This is a genomic window from Cohnella nanjingensis (assembly GCF_014212125.1).
Classification (GTDB): Bacteria; Bacillota; Bacilli; order Paenibacillales; family Paenibacillaceae; genus Cohnella; species Cohnella nanjingensis.
Map to the genome: position 1 here is coordinate 76341 of NZ_JACJVP010000030.1, position 20271 is coordinate 96611.

Here is a 20271-nt window from a genome sequence, read left to right on the forward strand (position 1 = left end):
TCCACGATGGGCGAACATACGGTTCAGCCGTCCACGGTGCGCATTTTGCAGATCTTCAATTTTGTCATGTACGGCGCACTGGCGGTTTACAGCACTTTCTTTGCCATCTATCTGCGGGATCTGGGCTGGTCGAACGTCGAGATCGGCGCGCTCTTGGCCGGCGGTCCGGTGGTCGCGCTCGTGGCCAATCCGATCTGGGGCTACTGGGCCGACCGGCTGCGCGACAACCGCCGCATCCTCGTCATCGCGCTGATCGGGAACTTCGCGGTCATGCAGATCGTCTTCTCGCTGCGCGAGGAGGCGCTCATCTACGCGGGCATGCTCGTCTTCTTCCTGTTCCAGAGTCCCCTGTTCACCCAGAGCAGCAGCCTCGTGCTGAACGTCATCGACGGGACCCGGCACAAATTCGGCGCCTTCCGGCTCTGGGGCTCCCTCGGCTGGGCGCTGACGGCAGCCGCGGCGGGGCCGCTTATCGGCAAGCTCGGCATCGGCCGGCTCTGGATCGTCTTCGACGCGATGATCCTCATCGCGATCGTCAGCGCGTTCTTCCTGCCCCGCGGCGGGGCAAAAGTCGCAAAGGCGGCGAAGCCGTCCGCCTTCGCGGGCGGCAAGCTGTCGCAGGTCCTGATGAATCGGCCGTTTCTCCTCCTGCTCGGTCTCGGCGTCCTGGTCTCGGTGCCGAATTCGTTCAACCAGACCTTCATCGGCATCTATATTCAAGATCTCGGCGGATCCGCTTCGATCGTAGGCTGGTCGACGTTCGCGACCACCATTCTGGAGGCGCCCGTCTACCTGCTGCTCGATCGCTACATGCCGGGCCGCATGCGCCATATGATCGCTTGCCTTGCGACCGTCAGCGCGCTATACGCCCTGCGCTGGCTGCTCATGGGCGTCGCGGATACGGCCTGGAGCATTATTTGGATTCAACTGCTTCATTGCGTGACTTTTGGCGGATACTACTATATCGGCACGCAGTTGACCGTTAGGCTCATCCCCGCCGCCTACCGGTCGACCGGACAAGCGGTGTACGCCCTAAGCTGGGGCGGCGTCTCCGGCATCATCGCGGGCGTGGCGGGCGGCTGGATGTTCGAGCATCTCGGCCCCCACGCGCTCTATCGGATCAGCGCCGGCGTCGCGCTTCTCGGCGCGATCGGCTTCCTGCTGATGATGCGAAGCGTGCCCGCGCGCGAACAGGAGACTGCCGCATGACCAAGACCGGCAACGCCAAGACCGGCAGCAAGCAGATGCTGCGTCAGATCAACAAGTCGCTGCTGCTCCACCTCATCGATCAGCACGAGCCGATCTCGCGGGTGGAGCTCTCGCGGCTCACCAAGCTGAGCCCCTCCACCGTCTCCAGCTTGGTCGATGAATCGCTCCGAGAGGGCCTCGTCCATGAGACCGGCATATCCGGCACGGGCGTCGGACGGCGGATGACGATGCTGGGGATCAAAGCCGACGGCGGCTACGTCCTCGGCATCGATCTGGCTCATGCGCGCTGCGTGCTGCTCGACCTGCGCGGCAGCGTGGTAGCCGCTCGAGATCTTCCCCGGCTCGTCGGCAAATCAGCGATCGCCGAACGGCTGCCGGCCTTCGTGAACGGATTCCTGGACGAACAGCGGATCGATCTCCCGCTTCTCCGCCGGATCGGCGTCTCCGTACCGGGACGGATCGACGGCGCGCAGCGCCGGATCGTCAGCGCGATCCCGCTGCAGCTTGAAGACATGCCGCTCGGCGAACAGCTCGAGATCATCTACGGCGTCCCCGTCCGGCTGGTCAACGACCTGGAGGCTGCCGGCTTCGCCGAGCGATACAACGGCGTCGCCCAAGGTTATCGCACGATCCTCTACGTGCTGTTGGACCGCACGGTCGGCGCGGGCATCGTCATCGACAACCAGATCTACCGGGGCAGCGACGGCAGAGCCGGCCGCACCGGCTCGCTGTATCCTTACGGCGCCGTCGATCTGTCCGCTCGCTTGAAGACGGCCCATCCCGACCTCTTCCCAGCAGGCGCGGCGCCGGAGGAGACCGCGCGACGCTTCGCCGAACTCGGCGCCGCGGAGAGCGGTCCGCTCTATGAGGAACTGGAGCGCGTCCTCCAAGGGGTCGCGGACGCATGCGGCGCGATGCTTCAGCTCTTGGCCCCCGAGCAGATGATCGTGAACGGCTGGCTGGCGGATCGTCCCGACGTATTCGAGCGGCTGTGCCGGCTGATCGCCCGCAGCGAGCGGGCGTCGAAGGAGCCGACGCCGGTGCGAGCGGCGCGATGGGGGCAGCAGGGCGCCGCCATCGGCGCGGCGACGCTGGGCTTGCACGAGATCCTCCGGCCGGTCGCCGTCGATTGATTCGCCATCTCGGCTCACAGACTGTCCAATCGTCTTGCAATGATAAAAGGCCGAGCGATCGGCCTTTTTAGTTGCGCGCGTTTGCTTTTCCGCTCCCTATTCAAGCCCTTTCGCACCCATGTTCCAACGTGCACCCCCCGATCCCCAACGCGTAAAAATCCATCGGCCATCTTCATCCAATCTTCATGATCGGAAACGAACGACGTGATATGATGGTTTCAGTACTTAGATTAAGTCTAAATTTAAATTTAGAGGAGGATTTACCGATGACTGCATTAAGCAACGTCTTCAACCAACAAATCGCCAACTGGACCGTCCTTTACACGAAGCTGCATCATTTCCACTGGAACGTCAAAGGCCCGCACTTCTTCACCCTGCATGCCAAATTCGAAGAGCTGTACGGCGAAGCGGCCGAGCGCATGGACGTTCTCGCGGAGCGTCTGCTGGCGCTGGGCGGCCGTCCGGTCTCTTCGTTGAAAGAGAGCCTGTCGCTGGCGACAATCTCGGAAGCGGCCGGCGGCGAGAGCGCCGAGCAGATGGTAGCCGCGATAGCGCAAGACTTCAGCCGCCTCGTCGAGGAACTGAATGAAGGCATCGCGGCGGCCGAAGCCGCCCATGACGAACCGACCGCCGATCTGTTTATCGGCATGGTCGCCGACCTCCAGAAGAGCGTATGGATGTTGAACGCCTTCTTAGGTTAACACGGATCGCTTAGTCCGGCCTATTGACTTTATCCCCTCCGCAGATTACTCTGAATTACAGAGTAATCTGTTTTTTATTTATAGTCAGGGGCTGATCATGTGGAGACGACGAACGTTGCGAACGCCATTCAATTAACGCAAGTTCGCAAGCAATATGGTTCCGCTATCGCCGTGCAGGATATGACCTTCGGCGTCCGCCAAGGCGAGATCTTCGGCATCGTCGGTCCGAACGGCGCCGGGAAGACGACGCTGATCGAGATGATCGAAGGGTTGCGGACGCCGGACGGAGGGCAGATCGAAGTGCTGGGACTGGATGTGGGCAAGCACCGCGAAGCGTTGAAGCAGCGTTACGGCGTGCTTCTGCAGTCCACTTCGATTCCCGGCCGCGCCAAGGTCAGGGAGCTCCTGCAGCTCTTCTCCTCGTTCTACCGCAAGACGGCCGACGTCGAACAGCTCTCCCGCTCCCTCCGGCTGGACGACAAACAGCAAACCGCTTACAAGTCGCTGTCCGGGGGCTGGAAGCAGCGCGTCTCGCTCGCGCTGGCGCTGATCAACGACCCGGAGATCGTCTTCCTCGACGAACCGAGCATGGGCCTCGACCCGAACGCGCGCAGCGAGATGTGGGAGATGATCGTGCGGATGCGCAATGAAGGCCGTACGATCGTCGTCACCACGCACTATATGGAAGAGGCCGAAGCGCTGTGCGACCGCATCGCCGTCATCGACAAGGGCCGGCTCGTCGCGCTGGATACGCCGCGCAAGCTCATCGCCCGCCTCGGCGGCAACCGGCGGATCAGCTTTCGGAACCCGGGAACCGCCGCGCAGCATCGCCTCTCTTCGCTTCCCTACGTCGTTCAGGCCGACTGGCTCGGGGAAGAGATCGTCCTCCATTCCAGCAACCTCGACCAGACGCTCAAGCACTTGTTCCGGCTGGCGGAATCGGAGAATTGGCTCGTGAGCGAACTGCGGCTCGGCGATGCGACGATGAACGACGTCTTCAGCCAATTGACTTTGCAGGAGAGGAGACAAGCGCAATGAACACCTATCTGAAGTTGGCGGCATTCGACTTCCGGCTGTATTTAAGGGATGGGCTTACGCTGTTCTGGATCTTGATCTATCCGATCCTCATGCTCCTCATCTTCGGCCAGATCTTCGGCAATCAGCCGGGCGCGATCGAAGGCACGCGTTACATCGATTCGTACGTTCCCGCGCTCTGCGTCATGAACGTGCTGTCCGTCTCCGTCTTCACCCTGCAGATCAACATGGTGACGTACCGGGGGAGCGGCATCCTGCGGCGCTTCCGCGTCACGCCCGTCAAGAAATGGAACGTCCTGGCCTCCCATGCCCTTCAAGGCGTCTGCCTCGTGCTGGCGGGCGCGGCGGAGATCCTGATCGTCTCCAAGCTGGTCTGGAACATCGACGTCACCGCCGCCGGGATCGCCCAGCTGCTGGTATCGATCCTATTCGGATGCATCGGGTTCTTCAGCTTAGGCTTCGCCTTATCCGGTCTGTCCAATTCTCCCGGGGCGGCCAGCGGGCTCGCGATGATCTTCTTCTTCCCGATGCTGTTCCTGTCCGGCATCACCATGCCGCTCGACATCTTCCCGACGTTCCTGCAGCACGTCTCCGAATGGATCCCGATGACGTACTTCGTCAACTTGGCGCAAGGCGTATGGTTGGGCGGTTCGATCTTCTCGTTCGGGCTGGAATGGGCGGTCCTCGCCGGCTTCGCGGTCCTTTGCCTCGCGCTTGCCTTTCTGTTGTTCCGCTGGGAATCCTAACATCAACGTCTCTATCTTCATCTTCGCAACCGGAGGAATGCCGCCATGCCGAATCACGATTCGGAATCACCCCGTTCGCAAGCGCCCTCTTCGCCGCAAGCGGTGCAAGCGCTGCGCGACATTGATTTTATCAAGCAGCTGATCGAGCGGAATCGCCGCAAGCTGCCGAACGCCGCCCCTTATCTGTTGATCTGGGGCGCCTATCTCGTCGTCGGTTTCATCGGCATGCAGATCGACGAGACGCAATGGCCCATGTGGTTTTGGTCGTTCGGCACGCTCGTTTGCGGAGCTTTGTCCGCTTGGGTCGGCATAAGGCAATCCCGGGGCTTCCGGAAGAACGCCTCGGAGCCTGCAGGTTCGGCCGGCTGGACGTTCGGACTGCCGTTCCTCATGCTCATGCTGTCAGGCGGCTTCATGATGGCGACGGATATCGTGAACATGACCTATGCGGCGCTGTTCTGGTTTATGCTCATCGGGGTCGCCTACGTCTTCCTGGGCGCGCTCGTCGGTCAAGGCGCCATGTTGCTCGGCATATGGTTTATCGTCTTGGCCATTCTAACGCGCCTGTTCTGGATGGATTACCAATACTTGGTCCTCGGTCTCCTGGGCGGAGGGAGTATCGTCGTCACGGGCTGGATGCTGCAGAGACGGAGACGGCGGCATGGGTGACAATCTATTCGACGCGATCGACGAGAAGATCCATGCCAAGGCGCGACTCGGGATCATGAGCCTGCTGACCGTTCAGGGCGAATGCGACTTCGGGACGTTGAAGCAAGAGCTTCAGCTGACCGAAGGCAATCTAGGCAACCATATTCGGGTATTGGAGAATGCCGGCTATATCCAAGTGACCAAGACGTTTACCGGCAAGCGCCCCAAGACCCTCTGCTCGGCGACGGAGCTCGGCATCCAGGCCTTTCGCGATTATATCGAACAGTTGGAGCGAATCATTCGGATGACGCAGCTGCCCAAGTCCTAAAGGCCGCATATGCGTTCCCACGAAAAAGGACCCCGGAAGGGTCCTTTTTCGTTGCGATATAAAATGGTTCTATGCCTCTTTGCGGGCGGCTTGAACGTTCTCCGCGACGAGACCGGCATAAGCCTGAGATCCGGTCTTGCCGAGATGTACGCCGTCCTTCCCGAAGTACTCGTCGTGATCTTCGCTGAACGCATACCAGTCCACGAGCGTCACGTTCGGATAATCCTTCGAGACATCCGCCAACATCTTGTTCACCGTGTCCTGCCATTTGCGGGGGACGCGGGTATTCACGAGCACGACTTGCTGTTTATCTTGCAGCGAATCAAGCACCTTCACGAGCTGTTTCTTCGTAAAGGAGCCGTTCGTCCCGAGTTCGATAATAACGCGTTCTCCGAGTTTGTCATCCGATTGCAGTTGCTCCAGTACTTCGAGCGCAGACGACATCTGGCGGCCGATCTTGCCGTCGATGACGATGCCCGGGAGCAGCTTCTCGAGATATGGCTCGATGTCCAGTATGACGGAATCGCCGATCGCCGTGACGCCTTTCCCGGAGGCAGCGCCTTGTGCCGTGCCCGGCTTGGCGGGAGGGTGCGCCCCGCCCTTCGGATTCGTCCCTTGATCCTTCGCTGGCGGCTTGGCTTCCGCGGGCTTCGAATCGGGTTGCGGCGTAGCCGTCGGAACCTTGGACGGCGCGTCCGTATCTCCTTTGCCAGCCGGCGACGGCTTCGGCGTCGGGGACGGTTGCGCCGGCTTCGAAGCGCCGACGGTCGTCAGACCGCCGGATTCTTGCGAGGCCGGCGGCGACTTCGCACTGACCTGATGGTTGTCGGCATCCCCGGTGCACGACACGCAGAACGTAATGAGCGCGACCACCGAGAAGATCGCGGCCAGTCTGGCGCGAACGCGTCCCGACCAGGGACGCCGAATGCCTTGCCCGTCGCGCTCCCAGAGTTTGCGCAATCCCCCGCGGCGAATCGGGTCCTCCACGTATTTGTATGACAGCGCCGCGAGGGCGACGGTCACGCCTATCTGGAGTACGGTCCGCCAGATGCTCGGTCCGTTCGTATCGACCGTCGGGTTGGTCAGGACGATGACCGGATAGTGCCATAGATAGATGCCATATGACCGTACCCCGATCCAGCGGAGCGGCTTCCATCCGAGCCAGCCGCCGATGCGGCCCCCCGGGTGGGCGAGCGCGGCGACGACGAGCGCCGTGGCGATGGACAACAGCACCATGCCGCCTTGGTAGAGGAACGCATCGTATTCGTCGATTCGCACCATCATCAGCAGCACGGCCGCGAGGCCGCCGACGCCGATCAGGTCCACCAGCAGCGTGCCGCTGCGGGACAGGGTCGGTTGCAGCTTAGCGCTCGGCCAGATCAGCGCCAGCGCGGCTCCGATGAGCAGCCCGAAAGCGCGCGTGTCCGTCCCGTAATACACCCGGCTCGGGTCGGAGCCCGGTTCGTAGATCCAGACCATCGCGATCGCGGAGACCGCGGCGGCGCCGAGGATGATCAGCGCCAGACGGCCGCGGCGCGGCGCAAACCGCAAGCCTATGAGCAGCAGCAACGGCCACAATAGATAGAACTGCTCCTCAACCGCAAGCGACCAAAGGTGGCCGAACGGAGAAGGCGGGCCGAAGCTCTCGAAGTAAGACACTTGATGGAAGATCAAATACCAGTTGCTTGTATAAGTGACGGCCGACCACACGTCGCCTTGCAGCGCGGGGATTCGGGACCGATCGAATAACGCCAGTACAATCAGGACCGCTGCCAGCACCAGCAGCATGGCAGGCAACAATCTGCGCGCCCGGCGAAGCCAGAATTGACGCAGATTAATTCCCTTGTCCCGCTGCCATTCGGCAACGAGCAGATCCGTAATCAGATATCCGGACAGCACAAAGAACATCCCTACACCCAGGAGGCCTCCAGAAGCCCATCCGAAGCCCAGATGATACGCGATAACCGCCATAACGGCTAACGCTCTGAGCCCATCCAACCCCGGCATGTAGCGAAAATGTCGTTGATTCGGTTTAGGCATGCCAGCGGTCTCCTTTGCAGCACTTGACACTTTCCGAGCAACGATCTTGCAGCGTTACAATCCCCGATGTCTTTCTTTTATCGCGCATGCCCAGCGGATGCGCATATGCTCGTAAATCCATATTTCTTCTGCCCTTTCCTATTTTCTTTTCTTGCAAGTGTCAAGATCTTGCGCTGCGTTTTAACCGCTCAATTCGTACGCCTAATGCGGGCATCCCTCCCTTGGTTTTGCTCCTTTTCAGACAAGCGTTCGAGCATTTTCGACTCACACCCAATTAGACGTCGCACCACGAGAAGATGTTCACGGTTTATCGAAAAAAACAGCCCTTTTCTCCAACTATTTTTTCACAGATGGAGAACAGGGCTTCTAGCCTTCGATATGCGGTTGTTTAACGCCATTAATATAGACGGGCTTCCGATCCGGCAGGCGAATCGGCTTCCCTCTATCCTATGCCGGCAGGAACGTCCAGGATGACCAGCCGGCAAACCTATTGCGTTAATTCCTTCGGTCTCAGCACGACGGACAATCGGCGGGGCAGGGCGTTGCGCTCGTCCGGCAATACGATGGCCGTTACCCGTTCCCCTTGTTCTTCAACAGCGATTTGCGGCCATGGCGACGCCTCGCCGACGGAGAACGAGAACAGAAACGCGGCCTTGCGCAGCGCGCGAAAATCTATGGTTTTCCGGACGCCCGAATACAAGACCAGGTCGGCGCATAACGCCTCCTCTTCCCTCGCGATCTCCCAGCGCCAGCCCTTCCGATCCGCATCTCCTTCCACATCCTCCAGGCGCTCGTGAAATGAGGCGAACAGCGTCTGCAGCTTGATCGGAATCGGACCGATCGCCGCGGTTAAAGCCCTACCGTTCGATTCGGCGGCTACGCGATCCAGCGCCCCGCCGATCTCCATGCGAAGGCGGAGATCCGAAGCTTCGATGAAGCCGTCGATCCGGTCGAGTCCCGGGTGCGTATCCCCGCCGTTCGCGAGGAAATGAACGCCCAGCAGGTAGTGGCCGTTGTCGGCGTCGGCCGACAATACCGCGGAACAATAATCGTAGCCGTCATGGAGGCACCTCAGCCGCAAGTACGTCGCTTCTCCTCCGTTATCGAAGAAGGCGATCAACCCCCGCGTCTGATTCCACATGATCTCCTCACGGAATACGCCGATCGAGAAGCCTGGCGTCATATACGTGTCCGCCCATTTCTCGAAGCCGGTTTCTTCGTTCCGGAAATACCTCGTCTTCAGCGACCGTTCTTCTTGGCGGACGAATAAAGGCGCGTATTTCTCCGGACAGCGGAATCCGCTCGCGTACCAATCGACATCGTAAGGGAGATCGTCGTCCGGGAAAAAGACGAGTTCGTTGCCGGTCGCGAGCTGCAGGAACGATTTGGCCTTATCCGTGAGCACCGTGCCGTAGCTGCGGCTATGCGGGCCGGACCATTGCTTCGAGGCGGGGTGAAAATGCTCCGCCACCATTCGCCAGACGCCATCCAACAAATCGGCCGCCAATTCCTTCGCGCGGGAATGGCCTGTCGCCGCCTGGATTTTAGATAATTCCACGATGGCGATGACGGAATACGGCGGGCTGTTGAACTCTTGGAACGTACCGAGTCGTTCCGTATAACGGTGCAGTTTTTCCAACCGCCGTAGCCCATAATCGGCGAAATCCCGACGATCGTAAAGCTCCCCGGCGATTAGCGTGACGAAGGCGCCCATGATGGCGATGTTCGTATAATGCGGGCCGACGTCCCGTTTGACGATCGCCTCGCATGCACAGATGACGCCTTCGCGGACCTGCTGCCTCAGTTCGTCCGGCAGCCTCCGCCCATGCCGCAATGCCGCCAGCACCAGCTGTTTGCCGATAAAATCCGCCCAGTTCCAATCCGGCGGCGACATCCGCGCAAGCGGCTCCTCGTAGAACCAGGGCCAAATGCCGTACGTATCCTTTTCCCGATCGCGATCCTGCAGCGTCAGAAGCCGGCCGATAACGGCGAACGCCCGCTGCTCGTATTGTTCCAGACCGCTGTCCAGCAGGGCTACCGCATAGAGCGACGACGGGTATGTCGGATGTACGAGCGGATACGCCTCCGCCGTCAACGTGGTGTGATAGCCCGGACTATGGAAGGGCAGCTTCAGCAAGCCGATCTCTTCGTCGAATGATTCCTCCCAGGCACGCAGCTGCCGGATCAGCAACGGCCGTTGATCCGGGAAATGTTCTGTCATCCCGCGTTCCTCCCTTTTCATATCGTTCCCGTGTTCTCGTTCTCTCCGTTCAGCCATTCCCGCTCCCGGTATTCGCTCGGGGTTAAGCCGGTCATTTTTTTGAAAATCCGGGTAAAGCTGTTCACGTTCGTATAGCCTACCGACTCGGCAATATCCCGGATTTTCACGTTGCCGCTCGCGAGCTTTTCTTTCGATGTCTCAATCCGCAGCTCCATCAGGTAGTCGATAAAGTTGGTGCCGGTATAGTCTTTGAAAATTTTGCTCAGATGGGAGACGTTCATGCGGAATTCGTCCGCCAAATAGTTCAGCGACAGATCTGCGCGCATGTAATGCTGCCGGATAAAGCGCAAGACGTTTTCGATCGCGGCGTTTTTCTCCCGGCTGTTCCGTCGGGTGCGGATCCCGCCGATGAGCGCGGTCAGGAGACCGGTCGTGAACGTCCGAATTTGTTCCAGGCTCTCGTGCTGCTCCAGCGCCTCATGAACGTTCTGCGAGGGAATCAGGTCCTCCTGTTCCACGCCGATCTCCCCCGCGACGACGACCGCCTTCATCAGCAGCTGTACGACGAGTTGTTTGATGATGTCCGGAGGGACGCCGGTCGACGCGAGCGAATCGAACCAGCTTCGTAACTGGACCTGCAGCTTCGCTTCGTCGAGCAGCTTGATCGTATCGACCATGCTGTCCGTGAAAGCGAACAACCGCCGAAATTTGCCCGAGCCCGTGCGGTAATCCTGGATGTCGTCCCACGCGATGGTCGAATGGTTGCCCAAGACGAGCTTGTATTTCAATGCTTCCAGCGATTGCTTATGGGACTGGTAGATTTCGCGCATTTCTTGAACTTCCCCGCCGATCCCGATCGTGATCGTCTGTTTGAACTGCTCCCGAACGAAGCTTTTGAGCATGTCGGCGACGGCTACCGCGCGCAGCGCATGCTTCCCGACGTCATCGTCGCCGAAGCTGAGAATGATCGCGCATTGTCCATCCTCCCACTCCATCGCCGCTCCCTTGCTTTCGGCATTCATCACTTCCTCCGCCACGTTGCATAAAGCGTAGGCATAAAGATGCAAATCGCGCGGGGAGCCTGCGAACGGCTTCCCGTCGAAGTCCGCGCTCATGACGATGAAATGGTTCGGATGCAGCTGCACGCCGACCAGCTCCATATATTGCCCGATCTTCCCGTAATGGGCCGGGTAATTGGTCAGAATCTCCGTCAGAAGCCGCCATTTCATAATCGGCTTGCTCTCCTTAATTTGCTTCTGCAGCTGCTCGCTGTCCGTCAGAATATCCTGAACCGCGTTTTCGAACACGGCAAACTCGTTGTCTTGCTTCCAATCGGCCCCCGCGTACAACGGATGCGTCCCCAGTTTCTTGGATAGATTGGCGACGAACCGGTTCACCGGATTCAGCGTCCATAGCCCGATCAATACGGCCAGGCTGCCGGCTGCGGTAAACAAGATAACGGCAATGACGGTCAGCGCGTTTCGTACGTTGATGAGTGGTTTGTTCAACTGTATCTCCGGGACGACGTTGACGATTTTCCAGCCTGTGTACGCCGATGTGACGTAGAATACGGAGCACTTCTCGCCGTCGACCTCCATCTGGAAATGTCCTTCCTCCGTTCCTCTCCTTACGCGTGCCGCGACATCGGCCCCGCTCATGTCTTGACCCAACAGGTTCTTGTCGGCGGCCGATACGACGAATCCGTCCGGATTCAGCACGAAGGTTTCGCCAAGGCTTCGGTTGTTCGCGTCGGTCAGCAGTTGATACAGCGCTTCTTCCTTGATATTGATCGCGATGGCGCCGCGTCGATATCCCGGGGAATGAATGAGCGGATAGGTGCGGACCAGCGTCACGACGTTTCGGTATATCGGAAAGTTCGAGGCGTTCAGAGACAGCTTTCGGGTGGGCAGCCATTTCAGATATCCGTCGAAGCTTGCGAATTGGCGAATCCAATCGTAATCCTTCGGCGTTTGATCCTCCTGCAGGGAGCTTCCCGAAAACAGCTGCTTGCGGACGTACGAGTACAAATCGATCGAATAGATGTACTCCTCGGCATTGACGAACCGGGTGAAATAGCTGCTGAGCCGGTAGGCGTTGACTCGGCTTTGCTGTTCGTTCATATCGGAATCGAAAAAAGTTTGGACATCCTCGGTCTGGAACATTTGGATCGTTTCCTTGTCGATCGATTTCAACACGAGCTCCATTTTGTGATCGATCTGACTAAGCAAAGCCATGTGCGTATTCGTCGACTCGTATTTCAACCGATTCGTGGCCACCACGTACGATAGAAAAGAAATGACCGAAACGACGAGGAACAGAAGCAAGATCAGCACCAAAACCGTCCGTTTCGTCGACCGGTATCGAAAGATGCCCATGCCCTGTTCCCCCGTTTCGCGGATTTACTTAAAGCTGTCTTTGTTCTTCTCGTACCAATCCTGCGCCAGCTGCTCGGCTTTGTCTCCGCCCAAGCGCTTCCACTCTTTCCGAATATCCGCTAGCGCTTGATCCGCGGAATAGCCGCTTTGGGTGACCGTTTTCGCGCGGAGCTCGTCGACCGTTTTCTGGAAGGACGCTTTCAGCTCGTTGATCTCGATAATGTTCGGCTGATACGGAATATCGCGCCGGAATTTGTTTTTCATGACGGTATTGAGAGAATTCATCTCCAATTGGGCAAGCTGCTGGGACAACGGATCCTGCGCCGCTTTGATCGGCAGGTCCTCCGGCTTCTCCTCGAGCGGCCTCAAGACGGCATACTCGCTGGCGTACGCCACTTCCTTCTTCACTTTCTCCGCGTCCGTCTTCTGGGGAATGCCGTTCACCAATTTGTAATGCGTGTCTTCCAGCCCGTAAGTCAGCGGGAACCAGCCTTTATCCATCATCCAGTCTAAATATTGAATGGCGGCTTTCGGGTTTTTCATCTTCTTGTTGAACGTAACGTAAATGTAGGCAGGCGTCTCCTGATAAGTTCCGTACTTGCCGTATTTGGTGGATACCGGCTCCAGCGGCACCGGCTTGGCGTTCGGATCGTTCGTCAGCAGGTCCCGGTTCATGGTCGTCGTGTTCCCGCCCCATTGGCACATGCAGATGCCGGCCTTGCCCGTCGTCCACAGCTGCTTCGCCCTGGAGTTGTCTTTGTCGGTGAAGTACTCCTTGTCGGCCAGCCCGAGCTCATAGATCTTTTTCTCCGTTGCCAACGCGTCGCCGTATCGGTCGAGCGTCGGTCCGTATTTCATTTGGCCGTCCTCGAGATACCAGTCCACCCAGTCCGTGCCGAACATCGCGGCATATTCGTCGCCCGTCGTATAGCCGATGACCGGCACGGTGTCCGGTTTTCCGTTGCCATCGGGATCTCCGTCTTTGAAGGCTTGCGCGACCGAGATGAATTCGTCCATCGTTGTAGGCGCTTTCAAATTCAACTTGTCGAGCCAATCCTGCCGGATCCAAATACCATGGTTTGCGACGGTGCTGATCGTTCTGCGGGTGACCATGGCGTAGATTTTACCGTCGAAGGTGATATATGGCTTAAGATCGGGATTCTCCTCCAAATATTTCTTGTAAGTCGTGCTGTATTTTTCGATATAATCGTCGATCGGCTGAATGACGTCTTGCGTGACCAGATTTCCGATGTAGTTGCGATCATATTCCCAAATCAGATCCGGCGCCTGGTTCGACGCGATCAGAACGTTCAGTTTATCCTGAGCCTGGTTGCGCGGGACGGGCACGACGCTTAGGTTGATGCCCGATTGTTCGCGGATCCATTTGACCCAGCGGTTATCCTCGTACGTCCCCTCGTCGCTCGATACCTGTCCCCGGTCGAACATGGAGATGCTGACGTTCTTGGGCAGCTTGTCGTAGGGATCCCCTTGATCGCCGCCGGTCTGCGATGCGGCGCTTCCGGTCTCGGTTGCTTCGCCTCCGGCGCCCGAACAGCCGGAGAGAAGGATAACTGCCGCCAAGAACCCCATCCAGATCGAAGCCGTCCGCTTTTTCTTTGCCATATACATGTGACTCCTCCTTATTTCACCTTAATGGAATTGCCGATCGATAACAATAGCGCATGGCGCCAACGGCCTACCCTTTGACCGATCCCATCAGAACGCCTTTGACGAAATGTTTCTGCAGAAACGGATAAACGCAGAGAATAGGCAATATCGCGATAACGATCGAAGCGGCGCGGATCCCTTCGGGCGTGATCGTCGCTTCCGAGACGCCTTCCCCGTTCGTCGTCCGGAGCAGCTCCGAGCCGACGTTCTGCAGCATCTGATAAAGCTTGACCGTAAGGGACAGCTTGTCTGTGCTCTTGATGTAGATCAGAACGTTAAAGTAGGAATTCCACCAGCCGACGGCATAGAACAACGTCAAAGCCGCGATGACGGGCATCGACAACGGAAGGACGATCTTCCACAAGATCGTCAAGTCCTTGGCCCCGTCGATCGAAGCGGATTCTTCCAGTTCTTCCGGCAACCCTTCGAAAAACGACTTCATGACGAACATATTGTAGGCGCTAACGAGCGCGGGCAGCCAAAGCCCCCAATACGAGTCGATCAACCCGAGCCCGCCGACCAGCAAGAAGTTCGGGATAAGCCCCCCTCCGAAAAGCATCGTGAACAGGACGGCCATCAGCATCGCATTCCGTCCCCGCAAGCGCCGCTTCGATAGGGGATAAGCGGCCAGCACGGTGAAAAGCATGTTCAATGCCGTGCCGACGCCCGTTATGACGACCGTGTTTTTCATCGCGACGGCGAGCTGTCCGTCTTCGATGAGGTTACGGTAAGCGCTCCAGTTGAACTCGACGGGCCATACGGAAACTGCGCCCGCGTTGATGGCGGCGCTGCTGCTGAAAGAAACCGCGAGCACGTTGACGAACGGAAACAAAGTGGCGCAGGCAAAGCAAGCGAGCAGTATGGCGTTAATCCAGCGGAAAATCCCGGATGATCGGATCATCTTACCATAACCCCCGTTCTCCCATGGCCCGGATCAGCCGGTTGACCGCCACCACGAGCAACAGGGACACGACCGACTGAAACAGGCCGAGCGCGGTCGTATAGCTGTATTGAAGCCCGACGATCCCCCTGTCGTATACGTATGTGCTGATGACTTCGGAAACGCTTCCGACGGCGGAGTTTTGGAGCGCGTATACTTGCTCGAAGCCGACGTCCATCATGCGTCCCATATGCAGGACGAGCAGGATCGCGACCGTGCCGCGGATGCCCGGCAGCGTCACGTGCCAGATTTGCCTCCACTTTCCCGCACCGTCGATCGCGGCCGCCTCGTACAGCTGGGGATTGACCGACGCCATCGCGGCGAGATACAGGATCGTGCCGAATCCCGCTTCTCGCCAGATGCTCGAACCGATGAACACGACCGGCCACCAGATCGTGCTGGCCATGAAGTAGACCGGTTCGATGCCCAGCAGCTTCAGAACCGCGTTAACCACGCCGGTACTGGGCGACAGCAGTGCGATGACGATGCTCCCGAGCACGATCCACGACATGAAATGCGGAATGTACAACAGGTTTTGGAGGATCCTCTTGTAACGCTCCGACCGAAGCTCGTTCAGCATCAAAGCGAGAACGATCGGCACCGGAAAAGCGAACGCCAAGCCGTACACGTTCAGGAGCAGCGTATTTCTGAGAATCTCCGGGAAGTCGAGGCTCGTGAACAGCTTCCGGAACTGGTCGAGACCTACCCATGGACTGCCCCATATTCCCTCGGAAAGCCGGTAGTTCTTGAATGCCATGACTTCGCCGAACAACGGCGCGTATTTGAAAATGGCAAAATAGAGCGCAACCGGGACGAGCATCAGATACAAATACTTGTCCCTGCCCCAACTTCTCCGCTTATGCGGCTTGCAAACCGCAGCCTCGGCCTTGGACGGGGCGACGCCTGCGAGCGGATCGGCCGGCAAAGCCATAGTCTCCCTCCTTTCGGTATCGTCGTCTTCATGATGATCGGCGTTGCGCCGACTTCTTGAAGGTATCAGACGCCGTTGGGAAACCCTATCTTCATTTTTTTGGAATCCACACCTTTATTCGTTGCGAGCGGCATTCTTTATTTCGGCGGCCCTCTTTTTTTGCATGGCGCCCTCCGTCTTCGATTCCAAACAGCTGCTCAGAAGCATAAGCGTCAGTCCTTGGCCGTACTGCGTCGGATGGCACGGAACGCGAACGTACGCTTCGACCGATGCCAGCACGGGCGTCCCGCTCGAGACGCCGAGCACTTCGCCGTCTTCAGCGATGAGGCCGAGTACGGCATGCAGGGCGCAGTCGGCGGCTGTCTGCATGGCGGCGTCCAACAGTTGCTCGCGAATGCCGCGCATGATCCCGCATGCGATGCCTGCGCTTCCGGACGTCTCGCGATAAAAGTCCGGACGGTCCAAAACGGTGCTCCATAACCCGTCGTCGTTTTGGCAGCGGACCAGCCCTTCCATCATCCGCGCATACCGTTCGGACAGCTCTGCCGGAACCGCCGTCAGCCCGCGGATCTCTGCCGCGATCTCAGGCACGCCTACCGCGATCCAGGCGTTCGCCCGCGTCCAGCGCGCCGCCGACATATGATGGCCGGCGATGCAGTTCCAACCGTGGAACAAGACGCTCGTATCTTCATCCTGCAGCAGCCTCAGATGGAGGAGCGTTTGATCGATCGCTTCGGCGGCGTAAGTCTCGTTGCCGGTCAGCTTTGCCGTCCGGGCCAGAAACAGCACCGCCATGAACACGGTGTCCGCCCAGACCTGTTCGGGAAACGCGGCATCTTCCGTCACCGTGTGCTCGAACGCCCGTTCCCGCGTCCGCGGCGCCTCCCGCAGCAGCCATTCGGCGATGCGGACCGACACGTCCGCGTAATAGGGATCCTCCGTTAGCCGGTGCAGATCGGCGTAGATCGCGAAAGGCGCGATTGCGTTGATCGTTTTCGCCGACTCCGACTTCTCTCGGTTTTTCTTCTCCCAATCGACTAGGAATTCAAGCACGTCATGCCGCTTGGACTTCGCGCCGTAGTCCGCGATCGCCGCGACGCCGACGCCCGGAGCCCAATCCCACACGTTCAGATCGAGTCCCCAACGGCCCGAATGGTCTCTCTTCATATACGCATACACGTTTGACGCCTTATCCCGTACATCCATCCCCATTCTCATTCATCCTCCCCGACACTCTGTTTGAACGACTCCACTATAATCGATACGAACCAACAAAAGATGGGGATTCCTCTTGAAAAAACCGGGGAAACGTCCTACCGAACTTCTTTACGATAGCGTCGTCAGACGTTACGATAGGATAAAACGATGGCGTAGGAGGATAGCCGGCATGCCTGCAAGCCGTTCAGCCGATCACGCGTCATTCGCGATCGATGACAGCACCAACCGGATACTACGGGATTATCCTCTGCTTTGTTCGCGGAGGATCACGCTTCCCGGGCAAAAAATGCACGCGCACGACGGATACGAATTCTACTTCTGTCTGCAAGGCTCGGGTTCCTATTGGGTAGGCGACATCGTCTACCCGCTGGAAGCCGGCACCCTGACGGTCATCCGTCCGCGCACTCTGCACGTTCCGAAGATGCCCGCCCGCGATCCGCTCGAGCGTTACGTGCTTGCGGTCGGCGAAGCCTATATGGACGAACTGGCGTCGAACGTGCCGCAGTTCGCGGAATGTTTGTCTTGCGTGGTTATACCGGGCGCGCCTTCATCGCAATGGCATTTGCCGCCGTCCCTGCTCGCCGAGGCGGAAACCGCGCTGACCGCCATCGAAGGCGAGCTGCGCGACCGCGGCGCCTTTTTCGGAATGTCCGCGCGGCAATGGCTGATCCGTTTGTTCGTATCGCTCGCGCGCGGCAGTCTGTCGGCGAAGCCCGAAACGGAGGGCGATGCGTCCGCGATCCCGGTCGTTCAACGAGCACTGCGATATATCGCGGACCATTACCGGGAACCGATCGAGGCGGAAACGCTGTGCGAGAGGTTCCACCTGTCGCGTTCCCAACTGTTTATCCGGTTCAAGGAAGCGACAGGTTATTCGATCCGACAGTTCCTCATTCATTACCGAATGGAAAAAGCGAAAGAATTGCTGCTGCGACGAGTCGACCTATCCGTTACGCTGATCGCAGAGCAATGCGGATTCGGCGACGAATCGCATTTTCACCACATGTTCAAGCGGCACTGCGGCGTAACCCCAAGGCAATACCGGATGCGACATCGTTCAAGGTGACCGGGCCGCAAAAAAAATCTGCTCCGTGCGCAAAGCGCATCGGAGCAGATTCGGTTCCGTGCCATAAAACGTTGAGCGCCGATTACAGAGAAAAGAGGACCTCATGCACGCTGAGCTTCGCGCCGAGCATGACGCTCGAGCCTTGCGGCGCAGTGCCGCCAGGCTGGCCGGCGCTGCCCGGATGAGCGCCGCCTTGCGCGCCCGAAGGACGGGCGTGCGCTTGCTTGAAAGCGTCGCTGTTCACCCAGGCGTCGAACGCTTCGCGTGACTCCCAGGTGGTGCATACTTTCAACTCGTCATAGCCTTCCTCCTGCGACTTCAGCAGCTCCATACGAACGAAGCCCGGCGCCTGATGCACGCCTTTGGGATTCTTGAACCGTTCCGCAACCGCGTCCACATGACCCGATTGGATCTTAATCGTGTTCGTTGCCACGATCATGCCTATCGCCTCCTTGTCTAATCTCTTACTGATTAAACAACTTCTCCTGAAATTTCGCAAGGCTCTCGTATTCTTCTTCCATCTTGCGGGCGATCCGCACGAAGATCGGCAGTAACTCCCGATAGACCGCGGCCGCTTCCGGTTCGGGGGCATGCTCGTGGGTCGTCCCGACCATGCGGGACACGGCCGAGAGCGAATCGGCCTTGCCGTAAGCGTAAAGACCGAGCACGGCGGCGCCGAGACAGGAGCTCTCGATGCTCTCCGGCACGACGACGTTCTGATTGAAGATATCGGCCATCATTTGGCGCCATAGCGGCGATCGGGCGAATCCTCCCGTGGCTTTAATCGTACGAGGCACGCCGATCGTCTCCTGCATGGCAAGCAATACCGTATATAAATTATAGATGACGCCTTCGAGCACAGCGCGAATCATATGCTCCTTGCGGTGATGGAGCGTCAGGCCGAAGAAGGAGCCCCTCGCGTCCGGATTCCAAAGCGGCGCTCGTTCCCCCGTCAGATACGGATGGAACAGAAGCCCCTCCGCTCCCGGACGCACCCGCTCCGCGATCCTGGTCAGCACGTCGTACGCGCTAATGCCCAGGCGTTTGGCGGTCTCGACTTCGGGAGCGGCGAATTCATCTCGGACCCAGCGGAAAATGACGCCTCCGTTGTTGACCGGGCCGCCGATGACCCAATGCCGCTCGGTGAGCGCGTAGCAGAAATAGCGCCCCTTCGGGTCCGTGACCGGCTTGTCGATCACCGTGCGGATCGCTCCGCTCGTGCCGATCGTGACGGCGACGATACCCGGATCGATCGCGTCGACGCCCAGGTTCGACAAGACGCCGTCGCTGGCGCCGACGACGAAAGGCGTCGAGGGCAGGAGTTCCATCTCCTGCGCATACGCCGCTTTCAATCCGGTGAGCCGATAGGTGGTCGGCACGAGCTCGGAGAGCTTCTCTCTGGCGACGCCGGCCATTCGCAGCGCTTCTTCGTCCCACTCCAGGGCGTTCAAGTTCAAGAGACCCGTGCAGGAAGCGATCGAATGATCGACGACGAACGTGCCGAACAGCTTCGCCAACACATATTCCTTGATCGAGACGAACTTAGCCGCCTTCTCGCAGAGCTCGGGCTTTTCCTCATGCAACCACATCAGCTTGGTCAAGGGGGACATCGGATGGATCGGCGTGCCGGTCCGCGAATAGACCGCTTGCCCTGCCGGATCCCGCCTCAGCCGCTTGGCGATGTCCGCGCTGCGGTTATCCGCCCAGGTGAGGCTGTTCATGAGCGCTTTGCCGTCGGCATCCACCGGGATGACGCTGTGCATCGCCGAGCTGCAGGATACGAACAGGATCCGTTCGGGAGGAATCTCTCCCTGGCGCACGACGCGCTTCACGGCGGCAAGGACGGCCGCGAAAATCTGTTCCGGATCCTGCTCGGCGACGGATGGCGTAGGGGTAAAGAGCGGATATTCCTCGTTCGCGACAGCCACGACTACGCCGCTCTCCTCGAAAAGGACGGCTTTGGTGCTGGTCGTGCCGATATCGATGCCAATCATGTAATCCATGGAAATGCG

The 20271-nt window shown here is 58.9% G+C and carries 17 protein-coding genes; 8 read left to right on the plus strand and 9 right to left on the minus strand.

Annotated features, from left to right (window positions below):
• Nucleotides 1-6 precede the first annotated feature (6 nt).
• The 7 genes from H7C19_RS18745 (at nucleotide 7) to H7C19_RS18775 (ending at nucleotide 5800) form a co-directional block, all read left to right on the plus strand.
• Nucleotides 7-1209 carry an MFS transporter gene (locus H7C19_RS18745; protein ID WP_185670579.1) on the plus strand — a complete coding sequence of 401 codons (1203 nt, stop codon included), beginning with the start codon at nucleotides 7-9 and terminating at the stop codon, nucleotides 1207-1209.
• Nucleotides 1206-2342 carry an ROK family transcriptional regulator gene (locus H7C19_RS18750; protein ID WP_185670580.1) on the plus strand — a complete coding sequence of 379 codons (1137 nt, stop codon included), beginning with the start codon at nucleotides 1206-1208 and terminating at the stop codon, nucleotides 2340-2342. The genes H7C19_RS18745 and H7C19_RS18750 overlap by 4 nt, the downstream gene beginning before the upstream one ends.
• 266 nt (nucleotides 2343-2608) lie before the next feature.
• Nucleotides 2609-3043 (plus strand): Dps family protein, encoded by a 435-nt coding sequence (locus tag H7C19_RS18755; protein ID WP_185670581.1) that lies wholly within the window; start codon nucleotides 2609-2611, stop codon nucleotides 3041-3043.
• A 99-nt stretch (nucleotides 3044-3142) separates the two neighbouring features.
• The gene (locus H7C19_RS18760) at nucleotides 3143-4081 is read left to right on the plus strand and encodes an ABC transporter ATP-binding protein (protein WP_313731800.1); all 939 of its coding nucleotides are present in this window, start codon (nucleotides 3143-3145) and stop codon (nucleotides 4079-4081) included.
• Complete coding sequence (locus H7C19_RS18765; protein WP_185670582.1) at nucleotides 4078-4824, plus strand: ABC transporter permease; 747 nt, start codon at nucleotides 4078-4080, stop codon at nucleotides 4822-4824. The genes H7C19_RS18760 and H7C19_RS18765 overlap by 4 nt, the downstream gene beginning before the upstream one ends.
• Nucleotides 4825-4869: 45 nt before the next feature.
• Nucleotides 4870-5493, plus strand: coding sequence for a hypothetical protein (locus H7C19_RS18770; protein ID WP_185670583.1), 624 nt, complete (start codon nucleotides 4870-4872; stop codon nucleotides 5491-5493).
• Nucleotides 5486-5800, plus strand: a complete 315-nt coding sequence (locus tag H7C19_RS18775) for a winged helix-turn-helix domain-containing protein (protein WP_185670584.1) — start codon at nucleotides 5486-5488, stop codon at nucleotides 5798-5800. Before H7C19_RS18770 ends, H7C19_RS18775 begins: the two co-directional genes overlap by 8 nt.
• A gap of 69 nt (nucleotides 5801-5869) precedes the next feature.
• Here H7C19_RS18775 and H7C19_RS18780 read toward each other — a convergent pair whose 3' ends face one another.
• The 7 genes from H7C19_RS18780 to H7C19_RS18810 all read right to left on the minus strand — a co-directional run bounded on the left by H7C19_RS18780 (nucleotide 5870) and on the right by H7C19_RS18810 (nucleotide 17187).
• The gene (locus tag H7C19_RS18780) at nucleotides 5870-7840 is read right to left on the minus strand and encodes an acyltransferase family protein (RefSeq protein WP_185670585.1); all 1971 of its coding nucleotides are present in this window, start codon (nucleotides 7838-7840) and stop codon (nucleotides 5870-5872) included.
• Between the two features lie 487 nt (nucleotides 7841-8327).
• Nucleotides 8328-10061: a DUF8769 domain-containing protein gene (locus tag H7C19_RS18785; RefSeq protein ID WP_185670586.1), complete on the minus strand. Its 1734-nt coding sequence runs from the start codon at nucleotides 10059-10061 to the stop codon at nucleotides 8328-8330.
• Nucleotides 10062-10078: 17 nt separating this feature from the next.
• Nucleotides 10079-12436, minus strand: coding sequence for a helix-turn-helix domain-containing protein (locus H7C19_RS18790; protein WP_185670587.1), 2358 nt, complete (start codon nucleotides 12434-12436; stop codon nucleotides 10079-10081).
• Nucleotides 12437-12460: 24 nt separating this feature from the next.
• Complete coding sequence (locus tag H7C19_RS18795; protein ID WP_185670588.1) at nucleotides 12461-14059, minus strand: extracellular solute-binding protein; 1599 nt, start codon at nucleotides 14057-14059, stop codon at nucleotides 12461-12463.
• A 73-nt stretch (nucleotides 14060-14132) separates the two neighbouring features.
• Nucleotides 14133-15005: a carbohydrate ABC transporter permease gene (locus H7C19_RS18800; protein ID WP_185670589.1), complete on the minus strand. Its 873-nt coding sequence runs from the start codon at nucleotides 15003-15005 to the stop codon at nucleotides 14133-14135.
• A 1-nt stretch (nucleotide 15006) separates the two neighbouring features.
• Nucleotides 15007-15975 carry an ABC transporter permease gene (locus tag H7C19_RS18805; protein WP_185670590.1) on the minus strand — a complete coding sequence of 323 codons (969 nt, stop codon included), beginning with the start codon at nucleotides 15973-15975 and terminating at the stop codon, nucleotides 15007-15009.
• A gap of 114 nt (nucleotides 15976-16089) precedes the next feature.
• On the minus strand, nucleotides 16090-17187 hold the full coding sequence (locus H7C19_RS18810) for a glycoside hydrolase family 88/105 protein (protein WP_246469599.1): 1098 nt from the start codon (nucleotides 17185-17187) through the stop codon (nucleotides 16090-16092).
• A 175-nt stretch (nucleotides 17188-17362) separates the two neighbouring features.
• On the opposite strand from H7C19_RS18810, the gene H7C19_RS18815 reads away from it, so the two are divergent.
• Complete coding sequence (locus H7C19_RS18815) at nucleotides 17363-18259, plus strand: AraC family transcriptional regulator (protein ID WP_185670591.1); 897 nt, start codon at nucleotides 17363-17365, stop codon at nucleotides 18257-18259.
• A gap of 82 nt (nucleotides 18260-18341) precedes the next feature.
• Here the strand turns inward: H7C19_RS18815 and H7C19_RS18820 are convergent, their stop codons facing one another.
• Together H7C19_RS18820 and gntK are read right to left on the minus strand one after the other, a co-directional pair.
• Nucleotides 18342-18698 carry an antibiotic biosynthesis monooxygenase gene (locus H7C19_RS18820; protein WP_185670592.1) on the minus strand — a complete coding sequence of 119 codons (357 nt, stop codon included), beginning with the start codon at nucleotides 18696-18698 and terminating at the stop codon, nucleotides 18342-18344.
• Between the two features lie 25 nt (nucleotides 18699-18723).
• Complete coding sequence (gntK, locus tag H7C19_RS18825) at nucleotides 18724-20262, minus strand: gluconokinase (RefSeq protein ID WP_185670593.1); 1539 nt, start codon at nucleotides 20260-20262, stop codon at nucleotides 18724-18726.
• Nucleotides 20263-20271 lie beyond the last annotated feature (9 nt).

Excerpts from the sequence above, each read along its gene's own strand:
- H7C19_RS18745 (WP_185670579.1), top strand. The coding sequence starts at position 7 with ATGGGCGAACATACGGTTCAGCCGTCCACGGTGCGCATTTTGCAGATC.
- H7C19_RS18750 (WP_185670580.1), top strand. The coding sequence starts at position 1,206 with ATGACCAAGACCGGCAACGCCAAGACCGGCAGCAAGCAGATGCTGCGT.
- H7C19_RS18755 (WP_185670581.1), top strand. The coding sequence starts at position 2,609 with ATGACTGCATTAAGCAACGTCTTCAACCAACAAATCGCCAACTGGACC.
- H7C19_RS18765 (WP_185670582.1), top strand. The coding sequence starts at position 4,078 with ATGAACACCTATCTGAAGTTGGCGGCATTCGACTTCCGGCTGTATTTA.
- H7C19_RS18770 (WP_185670583.1), top strand. The coding sequence starts at position 4,870 with ATGCCGAATCACGATTCGGAATCACCCCGTTCGCAAGCGCCCTCTTCG.
- H7C19_RS18775 (WP_185670584.1), top strand. The coding sequence starts at position 5,486 with ATGGGTGACAATCTATTCGACGCGATCGACGAGAAGATCCATGCCAAG.
- H7C19_RS18780 (WP_185670585.1), bottom strand. The coding sequence starts at position 7,840 with ATGCCTAAACCGAATCAACGACATTTTCGCTACATGCCGGGGTTGGAT.
- H7C19_RS18785 (WP_185670586.1), bottom strand. The coding sequence starts at position 10,061 with ATGACAGAACATTTCCCGGATCAACGGCCGTTGCTGATCCGGCAGCTG.
- H7C19_RS18790 (WP_185670587.1), bottom strand. The coding sequence starts at position 12,436 with ATGGGCATCTTTCGATACCGGTCGACGAAACGGACGGTTTTGGTGCTG.
- H7C19_RS18795 (WP_185670588.1), bottom strand. The coding sequence starts at position 14,059 with ATGGCAAAGAAAAAGCGGACGGCTTCGATCTGGATGGGGTTCTTGGCG.
- H7C19_RS18800 (WP_185670589.1), bottom strand. The coding sequence starts at position 15,005 with ATGATCCGATCATCCGGGATTTTCCGCTGGATTAACGCCATACTGCTC.
- H7C19_RS18805 (WP_185670590.1), bottom strand. The coding sequence starts at position 15,975 with ATGGCTTTGCCGGCCGATCCGCTCGCAGGCGTCGCCCCGTCCAAGGCC.
- H7C19_RS18810 (WP_246469599.1), bottom strand. The coding sequence starts at position 17,187 with ATGGGGATGGATGTACGGGATAAGGCGTCAAACGTGTATGCGTATATG.
- H7C19_RS18815 (WP_185670591.1), top strand. The coding sequence starts at position 17,363 with ATGCCTGCAAGCCGTTCAGCCGATCACGCGTCATTCGCGATCGATGAC.
- H7C19_RS18820 (WP_185670592.1), bottom strand. The coding sequence starts at position 18,698 with ATGATCGTGGCAACGAACACGATTAAGATCCAATCGGGTCATGTGGAC.
- gntK (WP_185670593.1), bottom strand. The coding sequence starts at position 20,262 with ATGGATTACATGATTGGCATCGATATCGGCACGACCAGCACCAAAGCC.